General features: G+C 43.9%; 13 protein-coding genes. 10 read left to right on the top strand and 3 right to left on the bottom strand.

The window, feature by feature from the left end; genetic code table 11:
- Positions 1 to 106: 106 nt before the first annotated feature.
- Both NKI27_RS15920 and NKI27_RS15915 read left to right on the top strand, forming a co-directional pair.
- Positions 107 to 619: an acyl-CoA thioesterase gene (locus NKI27_RS15920; RefSeq protein WP_265047019.1), complete on the top strand. Its 513-nt coding sequence runs from the start codon at positions 107 to 109 to the stop codon at positions 617 to 619.
- Positions 619 to 1,194, top strand: a complete 576-nt coding sequence (locus NKI27_RS15915) for an LON peptidase substrate-binding domain-containing protein (RefSeq protein WP_265047018.1) — start codon at positions 619 to 621, stop codon at positions 1,192 to 1,194. Before NKI27_RS15920 ends, NKI27_RS15915 begins: the two co-directional genes overlap by 1 nt.
- Before the next feature lies 1 nt (position 1,195).
- On the opposite strand, the gene NKI27_RS15910 is transcribed toward NKI27_RS15915, so the two are convergent.
- The 3 genes from NKI27_RS15910 to NKI27_RS15900 all read right to left on the bottom strand — a co-directional run bounded on the left by NKI27_RS15910 (position 1,196) and on the right by NKI27_RS15900 (position 4,745).
- Positions 1,196 to 2,656 carry a bifunctional DedA family/phosphatase PAP2 family protein gene (locus NKI27_RS15910; protein ID WP_265047017.1) on the bottom strand — a complete coding sequence of 487 codons (1,461 nt, stop codon included), beginning with the start codon at positions 2,654 to 2,656 and terminating at the stop codon, positions 1,196 to 1,198.
- Entirely contained in the window at positions 2,653 to 3,636 is a 984-nt protein-coding gene (locus NKI27_RS15905; protein WP_265047016.1) for a GGDEF domain-containing protein, read from the bottom strand. The genes NKI27_RS15910 and NKI27_RS15905 overlap by 4 nt, the downstream gene beginning before the upstream one ends.
- A gap of 71 nt (positions 3,637 to 3,707) precedes the next feature.
- A complete protein-coding gene (locus NKI27_RS15900; RefSeq protein WP_265047015.1) occupies positions 3,708 to 4,745 on the bottom strand; it encodes a GGDEF domain-containing protein in 1,038 nt (345 codons plus the stop codon).
- Between the two features lie 201 nt (positions 4,746 to 4,946).
- On the opposite strand from NKI27_RS15900, the gene NKI27_RS15895 reads away from it, so the two are divergent.
- From NKI27_RS15895 to NKI27_RS15860, 8 genes are all read left to right on the top strand, one after another.
- Complete coding sequence (locus NKI27_RS15895; protein WP_265047014.1) at positions 4,947 to 6,203, top strand: glutamate-5-semialdehyde dehydrogenase; 1,257 nt, start codon at positions 4,947 to 4,949, stop codon at positions 6,201 to 6,203.
- 42 nt (positions 6,204 to 6,245) lie between these two features.
- Positions 6,246 to 6,914, top strand: coding sequence for a nicotinate-nucleotide adenylyltransferase (nadD, locus tag NKI27_RS15890; RefSeq protein WP_265047013.1), 669 nt, complete (start codon positions 6,246 to 6,248; stop codon positions 6,912 to 6,914).
- A gap of 88 nt (positions 6,915 to 7,002) precedes the next feature.
- A complete protein-coding gene (gene rsfS, locus NKI27_RS15885; RefSeq protein ID WP_265047012.1) occupies positions 7,003 to 7,350 on the top strand; it encodes a ribosome silencing factor in 348 nt (115 codons plus the stop codon).
- Between the two features lie 10 nt (positions 7,351 to 7,360).
- Positions 7,361 to 7,831 (top strand): 23S rRNA (pseudouridine(1915)-N(3))-methyltransferase RlmH, encoded by a 471-nt coding sequence (gene rlmH / locus NKI27_RS15880; protein ID WP_265047011.1) that lies wholly within the window; start codon positions 7,361 to 7,363, stop codon positions 7,829 to 7,831.
- A gap of 79 nt (positions 7,832 to 7,910) precedes the next feature.
- Entirely contained in the window at positions 7,911 to 9,869 is a 1,959-nt protein-coding gene (mrdA, locus tag NKI27_RS15875) for a penicillin-binding protein 2 (protein ID WP_265049542.1), read from the top strand.
- Complete coding sequence (rodA, locus tag NKI27_RS15870) at positions 9,862 to 11,010, top strand: rod shape-determining protein RodA (protein WP_265047010.1); 1,149 nt, start codon at positions 9,862 to 9,864, stop codon at positions 11,008 to 11,010. The genes mrdA and rodA overlap by 8 nt, the downstream gene beginning before the upstream one ends.
- Positions 11,011 to 11,110: 100 nt before the next feature.
- Positions 11,111 to 12,109: a lytic murein transglycosylase B gene (mltB, locus tag NKI27_RS15865; RefSeq protein WP_265047009.1), complete on the top strand. Its 999-nt coding sequence runs from the start codon at positions 11,111 to 11,113 to the stop codon at positions 12,107 to 12,109.
- 55 nt (positions 12,110 to 12,164) lie between these two features.
- Positions 12,165 to 13,151: a septal ring lytic transglycosylase RlpA family protein gene (locus tag NKI27_RS15860; RefSeq protein WP_265047008.1), complete on the top strand. Its 987-nt coding sequence runs from the start codon at positions 12,165 to 12,167 to the stop codon at positions 13,149 to 13,151.
- Positions 13,152 to 13,258: the final 107 nt, after the last annotated feature.

The following is a 13,258-nucleotide window of genomic DNA, read 5'->3' as shown; positions in this document are numbered from 1 at the left end:
TATTTGATCATATAATAGTAGCAGAATATTGTTGCAAGTAATTGAGCTGATCAGATAGACGTCACTCAGTCGTTGGTTTTTCAGTTTGTTATTTATAGGATTAAAAATGTCGCGCGTAGAAATAAATTTTCCGAAAGTAACTCATTTTAGTACCGAGTTGCAGGTACGGGTAGGGGATATCAATCAAGGGAATCACCTTGGGCATGATCGAATGATTACGATGATTCATGAAGCTCGAATACAGTTTTTTCGTGCACTAGGTTATGAAGAGCTGGATATCGATGGGGTCGGTACGCTTGTGGCTGATTTAGCGATCAGCTATCAAAATGAAGCGTTTTACGGCGATTGTTTGCGGTTTGATATTTCGGTAGAGGATATTTCTCGTAAAAGTTGCCAGTTTATTTATCGGGTTGTTAGGCCTGTGGTTTCTTCTGCGTTGAGTGCGTCAGAACAAGCAAAAGGTGACATAGGTAGTGGCGATATTGGTGGTAATCATGTACAAAGTGATGAGTTCATTGCGTTAGCAAAAACAGGTATTGTGTTTTTTGATTACGCATTACGAAAAAGCGTGGCCGTACCGGTAGGCTTTATAAAACAATTGGATAAACAATCAGTTTAATGAAAACACCTCTCTTTCCTTTGAATTCAGTGCTGTGCCCAATGGGGAGAATACCTCTACAGTTATTTGAACCTCGGTACCTCGATATGCTCTCTGAGTGTATGAAAACAGACCGAGGGTTTGTCGTAGTGCTTATTAAAGAAGGCAGTGAGGTGGGGGGGGGATGTGATTTTTACAGCATCGGCACGTATGTTCGGCTCGTTGATTTTCGTAAGCTCGAAAACGGCTTATTGGGTATAACCATAGAAGGCACATCAAAAGTGCTGCTAACAGACTTTTCGCAAGGCGCTGATGGGCTTTATTCTGGACGTATAGAGCATTTAATCGAAGAAGCGTACGCAACGCTTCCAGATGAATACTTAGAGCTTGCCACGCTACTAGAACAGCTAGAAAGGCATCCTGCTATTCAAGCGCTTAATATGGATGTCGATTATGCGGATTGTCGGCAGGTGGGCTGGCGTTTAGTTGAGTTATTACCGCTCACGAAAAAAGAGAAACAACATCTACTTGAGTTAACGGATCCACTTGAGCGGCTTAAACAGATAGAAGACTTTCTCTCGTTAATGGAGCAGTGAGTTAAGGTTTTACGTTAGACAGTGGTTGATAGTTAGAAAGCGCCTCAGGTAACCCTAGCCATATATACAATACTGTAGATGTGGCCCAAAGCCCGACGGCCAAAATCGTAAACATATCTAGCGTGAGCGCTTGTCGGTCGTAACGACTATAGCTGACTCGTGTCAACGCGCAGATGCATAAGCCTAGCAGTAAGCCCCCAACGATATCACTTGCCCAGTGAACCCCTAGATACAATCGACTAAGGCCAATCAATAGCATCGGTATACTAAAGAGGCTGTAAATCATCCAGCGTTTCTTTTGCTGAATCTCTTGAGCAATAAACGCCGCGAGTAGCCCTAGAAAAACGACAGAGCCGCTAGTGTGACCGCTAGGGAAGGCTGCTGACGCGGGGCCATTGATGACTAAGTCGGGGCGTGCAATATCAAAGTATGCTTTTAGTCCATGGGTGATTAGGGCGGTTGCAATGCCGGCTAGCGATATATGGGTCGCTGCAGCGTAGAAGCCACGAAAGAGTAATAACGACACAAAGATAGGAAACGCAATATAATAGACCTTTGGGTCTCCCAGCATGGTGATCACAATCACCAGCGGGTCGTATAGAGGGTTTCTGAGCAATGAAAAAAACGTTGATGTCTGGTGGTTGATTACATCAAACCAGTGGGTGTAGCTTACCGCTTGTGCGACTAAAATAAATAGCGTTAGAGTCATTAGTGCAAGAACCAATGAAGGTAGTGGAAACTCTCCTCCATCGGCTCTTCTGTTAGACAACCCTTTCCATACCTGCTGTGTAAAGTGGTATTGCATGAGTATCCGCTTAATATAATTGTAGCTCCTGCCTTTTTGCTGAAGCCCCCACTGGAGGCGAACAAATAATATGTATGTCGCAGATAGCACACCTAAAGCGGTAAGGAGTACAGGGTAAAAATGCGGTGGTAATTCAATATCGAGAGATATTGAAGCACCTACAAGAAAGCCTGGCAATATATAAATAGGTGCCCAGCCAATGGCAGAAACAATATTAAATATAAAGAATTTTTTGGGCGGCATTTGAAGCATGCCTGCAATCATGGGCAAGATAGGGCGAATAGGGCCTACAAAACGGCCAATTAGTACGCTTTTACCCCCGTGCTTATCAAAAAAACGTGTTCCACTATCAAGCAGTTGAGGATACCGGCGGACAGGCCAGACTGTTGCAATAGATTCTTTAAAGTAACGTCCGAGAAAGAAACTCAGACCGTCACCAGAAACGGCGCCTGCAAAAGCCCAAAATAAAGATGCCTCTATCGATAGCGCCCCTCCACCAGCAACAGCCGCCACCATAAATAGCAACATGACGCCAGGTACGATAACGCCTGCAACGGCCAGAGACTCGACAAAGGAAATACTAAAAATAGCAAATGCCACCCAGTTAGGGTGCGCTTGGAGCCCATTTATTAGGGGTTGAATGTCAGATAAGTTCATTGTTGGGTGAAATGGTTAACTCTATTGTGTCCGTTGGCTTCTGCATCACTCAAAGCACATTGAACTTCTTTTAAAAGGCTTTCGGCGGTGGTTGGTTTTTCAGTTGATGTGGTGCAACCTACGCTAACGGTCATGGTGCCTATCGTTTGCCACTTAGTTTCTTCTACGGTTCTGCGCACGCGCTCAGTCATGATCAGCATCCCTTCTTGGGGGGTGTTGGGTAAAAGCATATAAAATAAACTGTTATCGTCGTAGTAGTGGCTATCTCCGGCTCTGATCATGCCGCCTAGCATTTCTGAAAGCTCGATGGTTAAATCTTTTGCTGCATTGTTACCATGAACATCGGTAAATTGGTCAAAGTAGTCAACTTTCAGTGCGATTAACGATAGTGTGTTTCCGGTGACATGAGAGCGGCTAATTTCTTTGGTCAGCGTGTCGTCAAGGTGCTTCATATTGTAAGCCCCTGTCAGTGGATCATGAAGTGATAGCTCAATTAACTTGCGATTTTTATGGTGGTGAAGGTAAGCGAAAATACTCGCAACGCTACTAATCAGAAGATAGCTAGTGAAGAATGATAGACTGTTAAATAACCCTTGCTGAATCATAATAAAGAAGGTGAGTGATATCAGTACACCGGCATTGAATACGTTTGACATTCGAAAAGGGAGCACTAAATAACTCAGTAAGCCGATTGGATATAGCCAAAGCGTTGCATTGGATGATGTTTCATTAATATTTGAGGCAATTAAAACCACCATGACTGCAAGCAATATAGGGTGTGCGTGGTCTTTAATTTCAAAGAATCTTTGTGCGTAGGTATAAGCAATACCAAACCCTAAAAGGGGAATTAGAAAGGTGGCGGTGTAAACTAACTCATAAAAGCCATAGCGGTAATTTTGAATAGCCAGAAAGAACATAAAAAAGGCGGTTAAGCCATAAGACGTTGTTCTTGTCATGTTCTTAAGTTGGGAATCAGTCATCCTTTCTGTGCCTTTTATTTAATATGGAACTAGTAACTAATTATTTTTTGGGGTTTATGTTGTTTGCCGTGCTAGCCAAGCGTGTCTGTAGCGGCTCTGACTTTACTTGTATTAGTCTCTGCGTCAACATAAGAGCGGGTTCGGTTTTGACCTCTTCTTTGTGCTTGTTGAAGCGCTGATAGCGATTTTTTTAGCAGGGAATCAGCATTATCGCCTACATTAAGGCTTGCAGCACCAATACTGACGGTAATGGGCATGTTGGCATCACTCAGCGAGTCTTTAGCTATGACTCGCAGATTCTCAGCGGTTTTCATCCCTTCTTGAGTGTTGGTATAGGGAAATACGATTAAAAATTCGTGATCCTTCCATCGATAATAACTGTCAAAGGCGCGAAGGTTTTCGTGTAGTACATGTCCTAGTTTACTGAGCAGTACGTCGTGGTCGGCGGCGTCTATATGATCAAAACCTTGGTCATCTATCGCCAGCGCCATCACCGTTAGTTCGGTACCTTCTCTTTCACTGCGTTGAATTTCTTTGACTAGATCATCGTTCAACCGCTCTTTAATAGATGCTTGGGTAAGATTGTCGGTCCGCCGTAAAGGTTTAAGTTGTTGATCTTTTATTTCTCTCAAGTAAACAAAGCCTGCTGTAAGAGCAAGGCATAACATGTAATTTATCAGAAGCTCTAATTTTTCTGCCGAATCACTTATCTGAGTGAGTATAACCACTAAGCAGAAGCTATAGATTGCGGTCGCTATAAGTGCTGTTTTTAGCGGATAAAAGAACAGCAATAACAAAGGCAAAATAAAACTCCATGGGCTGGCTGCGTATTCGCTATTTGTCGCGCTAAGCAGTGATACAGCAGCTAAAAATAGTAGGGTGATATGGGTCCAAGAACTGCGGCGTAAGCTTTTTTGCGGATCTTTTTCTAATAATCGTTGTTTCTCGAAGAGGCTATTCAATATAAGTAGGATAGAAAAAACGGCGGCAACGATAGCGCCTTCTAGCTTTCCTACTAATAAACCGGCTAGCGCTAAAAATGCGGTTATAGCCGCTGCATACTGGTATGAGCGAGTCCGTATGGTGTTGCTTAAGCGTGTTTGAGGCATAATCGTCTTTGTTATTATCCTTGTTAAATTAGGTTCTTTAAGGTCGTTCCTTAATTCAACGTTGGTGTCATTGGTTCAGAAGGTTATAATAACCTCTTTTGGTGTATCGTATAAATGATTGTTGCTCTTAGATTGCTTCTAAGGTCTTAATTTTCGTTTGATATTGTTTAATGTAGCAGCTTTATAGGTTGAAAACAGGCGATGGATGTAAAAGCATACATGGTAGACGTGGGCGAAAAGGCCCGTCAGGCATCTGCTCTAATTGCTCAGGCGAGTACAGAAGCAAAAAATCGTGCATTGATTGCGATGGCTGAAGCGTTAGATCTGGCGCGTGATAAATTAGCTAAAGCGAATGAGTTGGACTTGGAAAACGGACGAAATAATGGCCTTGATTCGGCAATGCTTGATCGTTTGGAGCTAACGCCAGCACGTATCGATACCATGATTGAAGGGCTGCGACAAGTTGCATCTCTTCCTGATCCTGTCGGCATTATTGATGATATGAAATATATGCCTTCTGGTATTCAAGTTGGCAAAATGCGTGTGCCCTTAGGTGTAGTCGGAATTATTTATGAGTCTCGCCCAAATGTTACGGTAGAAGCGGCCAGTTTGTGCCTTAAGTCAGGCAATGCGACGATCTTGCGAGGTGGATCAGAAGCGATTCATTCAAATCAAGCCGTTGCGGCGTGTATTAGCCAAGGGCTATCTCAAGCAGGACTACCTATTAATGCAGTGCAGGTGATTAAAACAACTGATCGTGCAGCCGTAGGCGAGCTGATTACGATGCCAGAGTATGTCGATGTTATTGTTCCTCGTGGCGGTAAAGGCTTAATTGAGCGAGTGAGTCGAGATGCCAAAGTAGCAGTAATTAAGCACTTAGACGGTATTTGCCATGTATTTATTGACCGTGATGCAGACCGAGAAAAAGCGGTTAATGTCGCCTTTAATGCAAAAACTCATCGATACGGTACTTGTAACACAATGGAGACATTACTTGTTGATGAGGCCATTGCCGAGTTTGTTTTGCCAACACTTGCGGTGAAGTTTGAGCAGGAAGGCGTAGAGTTGAGAGGTTGTGATGCGACAAGGCGAATTCTGACAGGTATTAACGCTGCAACAGAAGAAGATTGGTCGACTGAATATTTAGCCCCAGTACTGTCAGTTAAAGTTGTTTCAGACATGGATGAGGCGATTGACCATATTAATAAATACGGCTCTCATCACACCGACTCTATTATTACTGAGAATTACACGCGTGGTCGTAAGTTTATTACTGCCGTTGACTCAAGCTCGGTCATGATTAATGCGTCTACCCGTTTTGCTGATGGTTTTGAGTATGGGTTAGGTGCTGAAATTGGTATTTCCACTGATAAAATCCATGCGCGAGGACCTGTTGGACTTGATGGTTTGACCTCGCAGAAATATGTGGTGTTTGGTGACGGGCATATTCGTCAGTGAATATTGTTCAATGAGTGCGTTAAGGTGTCATAAGGCTGTTTTATGAAAATTGTCATGGGAGGGACTTATGACCCCGTGCATCTTGGCCACTTGCGGGCTGCACTCGAATTAAGTGAGTTATTTAAGAGTAAAACCAAGAAAGAAACGAACGTTCATCTACTACCTTGTTATAATCCTGTTCATCGGGGGCAACCCGGTGCGTCTTCGGCGCAGCGGACAGAAATGCTAAGGCTGGCGACTGAAGGCGAATCTAACGTGATTGTCGATCAGCGTGAGATACTTCGAGGGGGACCTTCTTACACAGCGGATACCCTCAAAGAGATGAGGGCGCAATATGGTGATGATGAGCCCATTGTTTTAGTATTAGGTACTGATGCCTTTAATGGACTTTCTAGTTGGCATCAATGGCTGGAAATTCCAACATTAGCCCATATAATTGTTCTAAATAGGCCAAGCTGGGAATTATCAATTGGCGGGCAATTAAAAGATCTTGTCGATTCTTGCCGAGTTGAAAAAATTGAAGCATTGTTTGAATGTGCTGCGGGGTATATATTGCCGCTTGAGTTGTCATTGCTCGATATTTCAAGTTCAAAAGTTAGATCTTCGATTTCAAAAGGGTTGTCTGCCCGGTATTTGGTGTCGGATGTTGTTTGGCGTTACATCTGTGATAATCAACTTTATGGTTATGACGATAAAAAATCATGTTATTAATATTAACCTCCAAGAGGACGTAAGCTGTCGAACTTGAGATGAGCCGAGCAACTCTTGGACTTACAAGATTCTTCCGAACGAAAATTATATGCAAAGTGAAAAGTTAAGAGACATCGTAGTGAATGCTATGGATGATATGAAGGCGAAGGACATCAATGTATTGGATGTACGCGAGCGAACCAGTGTGACCGAATATATGATCGTGGCGTCTGGTACCTCGAACCGTCATGTTAAATCGATTGCTGACAATGTTGTTGATGACGTCAAAAAGAGCGGTATTCGCCCTTTAGGTATAGAAGGCGGTGCGGGCAGTGATTGGGTGTTAGTTGATTTGGGTGATATTGTTGTGCATGTGATGATGCCTGCTGCCCGTGAGTTCTACGATCTTGAGCGCTTTTGGATTGATGGGCCTGAGGTTGTAGAAGAGCAGAGCTAGCAATCGCCTCATGAAAATTAAACTAATAGCGGTCGGTACTCGAATGCCTTCGTGGGTTAGCGAAGGGTATAATGAGTACTCAAGACGCATGCCTGCTGAGTTTTCTCTTGAATTGATAGAGATTCCGCTAGGGCAGCGTGGCAAAAACGCTGATATCGACCGTATTATTAAGCGTGAAGGCGAACAGATGCTTGCATCGGTTGAGTCATCAGACTATGTCCTTGCGCTTGAAGTTAATGGCCGTAATTGGACTACTGAGAAACTAGCCAAGCAAGCAGAGGTCTGGCAAATGGCCGGTCGAAATGTTGCTTTGTTAGTGGGTGGTCCAGACGGACTGTCTGATAGCTGCCGTGCGCGAGCAGATCAGCAATGGTCGCTTTCGCCACTAACGCTTCCACATCCTTTGGTGCGAGTGCTCTTAGCTGAACAGCTATACCGTGCCTGGAGCATCACCCGTAATCATCCTTACCATAGACAGTAAACCACTCTCATACGAAGGTTCACAGTTTGAAAAACAGCACGCTGAAGCGTAGCAGGTTGAAAAATTGAACGCTACAAGGATGATCAAAGATCCGATTAGAGAAAAAAGGATTTTTACCTTTCGTGCGGTTCTGGCCATGTTGTTTATTATATTACTGGCTGCAGTACTGGTGTCTCGAGTTTACTATCTTCAAGTGGTTGATTATGACCATTACACCACGTTATCTGACAAAAATAGAATGCAGCTCCAGTCTGTAGCGCCGACCAGAGGGCTGATTTATGACCGAAATGGTATTTTGTTAGCAGATAACCAGCCGGTCTTTAGTGTCTCGATTGTTAAGGAGCGTGTAGACGACCTTGAGCAAACAATTGCAAAAATCGGGAACATCATTGAGCTTTCAGATGATCAGATAAAAAACTTCGATAGACGTTTGAAGAACCGCCGTAAGCCTTATGATCCTGTTCCGCTAAAGTCAAAATTAACCGAAAGCGAAATTGCTAGGCTTGCTGTTCAACGCCACCTTTTACCAGGCGTTGAAGTTGAGGCAGAGTTGGTTCGAAACTATCCTTATGGCGAGCTCATGGCCCATATGCTGGGCTATGTCGGGCGCATTAATATTAAAGAACTCAAAAATGTTGATGCGACCAATTATTCGGCGACTAACTATATTGGTAAGTTGGGCATCGAAAAGTTTTATGAAAACGTTCTGCACGGTAAAGTGGGGCGTCAAACAGTTGAAACGAATGCTCGGGGCCGAGTATTAAGAGTACTCGACCAAGTGCCCCCTTTGCCAGGTCGAGATATTACACTCAGTATAGACCTCCGCTTACAGCAAGTTGTGGCTGAGGCAATGGGCGACTACCGTGGCGCTGTTGTTGCTATAGAACCTGCTACAGGCGACATTCTTGCGTTGGTGAGTACGCCTAGCTTTGATCCTAATTTGTTTGTAACAGGTATTGACCATAAATCCTACGCAGCGTTGCGTGACTCCCTTGATATACCACTTTTTAACCGGGCGCTTAAAGGTCAGTATCCGCCTGGTTCAACTATAAAACCAATTATTGGTTTGGCGGGTTTAGATACTGCCGTGGTTAGTAGGCAAACCAAAATTCAAGATCCGGGTTGGTATCAGCTAAAGAATGATGAGCGTTTTTACCGTGACTGGAAAAGGTACGGGCATGGCGTTGTCGACCTTTATGATTCTATTGTCCAGTCTTGCGATACGTTTTTTTATAGTATGGCGTTTAAGTTGGGCGTAGATCGAATGTCACTTTATTTAGATAAATTTGGTATTGGTAGCCGAACAGCGATTGATATCAATGAAGATCGAAAAGGCATTTTACCCAGTAGGGCATGGAAAAGAGGCACTAAAGGTTTACCTTGGTTTCCTGGTGATTCTTTGAATATGGGGATTGGACAAGGGTTTATGCTAGCTACACCGCTACAGTTAGCGACAGCAACGGCTGTATTGGCCAATCGAGGGCGCTGGCATAGACCGCACCTTGCTCAGAAAATATCAGAAGGCATTAGTCAGGATGAGTCCGTTGAAATACCGCGTATGCACGAAACCGATCCGCCTGATGTAATTTTAAACAACCCAGAAGACTGGGATTATATTTTAGGCTCGATGAAATCGGTTATGCATGGTAAAAAAGGGACCGCTAGAGCGACCGGTCGTAACTCGGCATATAAAATGGCAGGTAAAACAGGTACGGCTCAAGTGGTCGGTATAAAACAAGGGGAGCTCTACGACGCAGAAGCATTAGCTGAGCGGCATCGAGATCATGCTCTTTTTGTTGGTTTTGCACCTTATGAAGCCCCTGAAATTGCTTTGGCTATCATTGTCGAAAATGGTGGTGGAGGAAGCAGTACTGCGGCGCCCGTCGCACGTAAAATATTTGATGCTTGGATATTGGACTTACCTAAAGCCGAGCAAGAAAAAGAAACATCCAGTCGTATCAAGTATGAAACATTTCCTAGTCATAATAACGTAGACCCCGTGTCGGTCTCGGTGGAGCGTAGGCATAACCATGGCTAGTCAAGAATTCCTTCGTCAACTCCCCGGAGGGGATTACCACCTCAGAAACCGCAGAAGCATATTGTTTAGGTTGCACATAGACCCGATACTTCTTGTGCTGATATTGACGCTATCTATCTTGGGCTTATTTGTCTTATATAGCGGTAGCGGTGAGAGTATGGTGCATGTAAAAAAACAAGCTATGCGTTTTGTTCTCGCTTTTGTGGTGATGTTTGTGTTTGCACAATTAGACCCTAGCGTATATCGGCGTTGGGCACCTTGGCTATTTGTGGTGGGGTTAATTGCGTTGGCGGCTGTTTTAGTGATGGGGACAGGGGCAAAGGGGGCGCAACGATGGTTACAATTGCCTGGATTACCGCGCTTTCAGCCTTCAGAGTTTATGAAACTGGCTGTGCCGATGATGGTTGCTTGGTATTTGTCTGAACGGTATTTACCGCCTCGTTTTAAGCATGTATTGGGCTCATTAGTGCTTATTTTTATGCCGGTGGTGATGATTATCAAACAGCCTGATCTTGGCACCTCATTATTGATTGCTGCATCGGGTATATTTGTATTGCTGTTAGCAGGGATTAGTGGAAAACTGGTGGGTGGGTTTATTGCGTCTGTTGCGGCGCTTGTGCCTGTTATGTGGATGTTTGTGATGAGGGATTATCAGAAACAGCGGGTTCTAACGTTAATTGATCCTGAAAAAGATCCACTGGGCGCAGGTTGGAATATTATTCAGTCAAAGACTGCGATTGGTTCAGGGGGGATGACGGGAAAAGGCTGGTTAGAAGGTACGCAGTCTCAATTGGACTTCCTGCCTGAAAGCCATACTGACTTTATTATCGCGGTATTGGCCGAAGAGTTTGGGTTTATCGGTGTTGCACTGCTTATCTCTCTGTATGTAATGATTGTCGCTAGAGGGTTGTATATTGCCGTAAATGCTCAGGACTCTTTTGGTCGTATGCTAGCAGGTAGTTTAACGTTGACATTTTTTGTTTATGTGTTCGTGAATATCGGTATGGTAAGTGGGCTATTACCAGTTGTAGGTGTCCCGTTGCCCTTGGTAAGCTATGGGGGAACATCTATTGTTACGTTAATGGCTGCTTTTGGCGTTTTGATGTCTATTCATACCCATAAAAAAATGTTGGGCAAATAGCGTACTTTATTTAGATAGATGTTTGATACAAGTATCCGGTGTGTCAACAGACGTTGGCTATCGGCGTAAATTGGTAAAATAACAAAAAGGAATTGATACCTTGAGTAAATATTTAGCTCGCCTGTTTCAGAATACCTGGAAACCAGCCGTAATAGGGTTGGCTGTATCTGCAGGCATCGTCAACTTGGCAAATGCAAATTACCTTGAACATGAGTCTGTGAAACCTTTTGTGCTCGAAATGGTTGAAAAGCACGGTTTTAATCAACAAGAAATAGAAGCACTATTTGTACAGGCTGAGAAGAAACAGAGCATTCTGGATGCGATTGCCAGACCTGCTGAAAAAAGGCTGGAATGGAAAGGCTATCGCAAAATTTTTATAACTGAAGATCGAATCACTCGCGGTAAGGCGTTTATGGCCAAGTACGCAGACACGCTTGCCCGAGCAGAAAAAGAATACGGTGTTCCACAGTCAATTATTACAGCCATTATTGGTGTTGAAACTCGCTATGGTAAAAACCGTGGTAGTTATCGAGTGATCGATGCGCTTTCAACGCTTGCGTTTGATTATCCGCCTAGAAGCACGTTCTTCAAAAGTGAATTAGAACAGATGCTTTTGTTGTCTCGTGAGCAAAAATTTGACCCTTTAGAGCTTAAAGGGTCTTATGCGGGCGCTATGGGGTACGGACAATTTATACCTAGCAGTTATCGTAACTTCGCAGTAGATTTTGACGGCGATGGCGTGGCAGATATTCTAAATAATCCCGTAGATGCGATTGGAAGTGTGGCAAACTATTTTAAAAAACATAAGTGGGTCGAAGGTCAACCCATAGCAGGGCAGGTGAAGGTTGCAGGGGATGAATATGAACAAGCCCTTTACAAGTCTTTAAAGCTTAAATATACGCTAGAAGAAATGGCTGAATGGGGTATTAGCTCAGAAGATGGTTTTGACCCTAAGGCAAAAGGAAAGCTGCTTCAGTTAGAAGGTAAAAATGGCACTGAGTACTGGGTTGGGTTAGATAACTTTTATGTGATTACCCGATATAACCATAGTCACCTATACGCGATGGCGGTGTACCAACTGTCAGAAGCGTTGAAGTAGTCAGTTTCGGTCTGCAAATAAATAGTTCTAAATTTCTTATTAATAAGCAGCATCGATGAATGCGAGGAAAGGCGTGGTTTTGATTGAATCTAAACAGACCGTTTATGGTGGCTTTAAAAAGATTGGGCTGATCTTGCTGATTGCCGCTATTGTCGGTTGTTCAACGCCTTCCCGTTACAGTATGGATACTGATGCGGCGCCTGATGCCGAGATTGATGTTAGCGAATTGCCAGATCCTATTCCTGTTTATGAGCCTAAAAGTCGTGGCGGCAATATGTCTTCCTATAAAGTATGGGGTAAGACTTATCACGTACTGCCAACAGCTGAAGGCTATCGTGAGCGGGGTGGGGCATCTTGGTATGGTGCAAAGTTCCATGGACATAAAACCTCCAATGGCGAAATATACAATATGTATGAAATGTCAGCTGCGCACAAATCACTACCGTTACCGACTTATGCCAAGGTTACTAATTTAGATAATGGCCGAAGTGTAATTGTTCGGATAAACGATCGAGGTCCATTTCACGAAGGCCGAATTATTGATTTGTCTTACGCAGCAGCAAAGAAGTTAGGCTATTACAGTAGCGGTATTGCCAATGTAGAGGTCGAAGCGATTACTGTTCCACAGTACCCTTCAGCTCAACAGGAAACACCGCCATCAGTCCCGTTAGCGGCTTCTCCTGTGTCGAACCCTAAACAGCCTAGCCAAGACTTAGCGCCTGTATTAGCCGGTTCGGCGACACAAGCAAAACCACTAGGAGCCGGTTATGGTTACTATGTGCAAGTCGGTGCGTTTTCTACAGAGTCAGCGGCTTTGCAGATGAAACAGCGTGTTGATGCTGAAACAAAAGGTAGCGCTTATGCGGTTTCTTCAACAGTAAGTGCTTCAAACGTTAAAACGGCTGCGGATGCAACCAAGGTTTTTCACCGAGTTAGATTAGGCCCGTTTTATGACTTGAAACAAGCAGAGCAGTTGCTAAAGCAATTAACTGCGTCAAATGTAGGAGCACCGATGATTATTACCCGCCCCATTAACTCTTAGTAATGAGTAATCGCTAGAACGGGGTGAATCCTGCATTAGGATAAGGTAATATTTCACACGAGTTATATACGTCTCTCAGGATGAGGGGCAAATCTTTTATCAAACTA

Source organism: Alkalimarinus alittae (genome assembly GCF_026016465.1).
Classification (GTDB): domain Bacteria; phylum Pseudomonadota; class Gammaproteobacteria; order Pseudomonadales; family Oleiphilaceae; genus Alkalimarinus; species Alkalimarinus alittae.
This window is presented reverse-complemented; position numbering and strand designations above follow the sequence as displayed.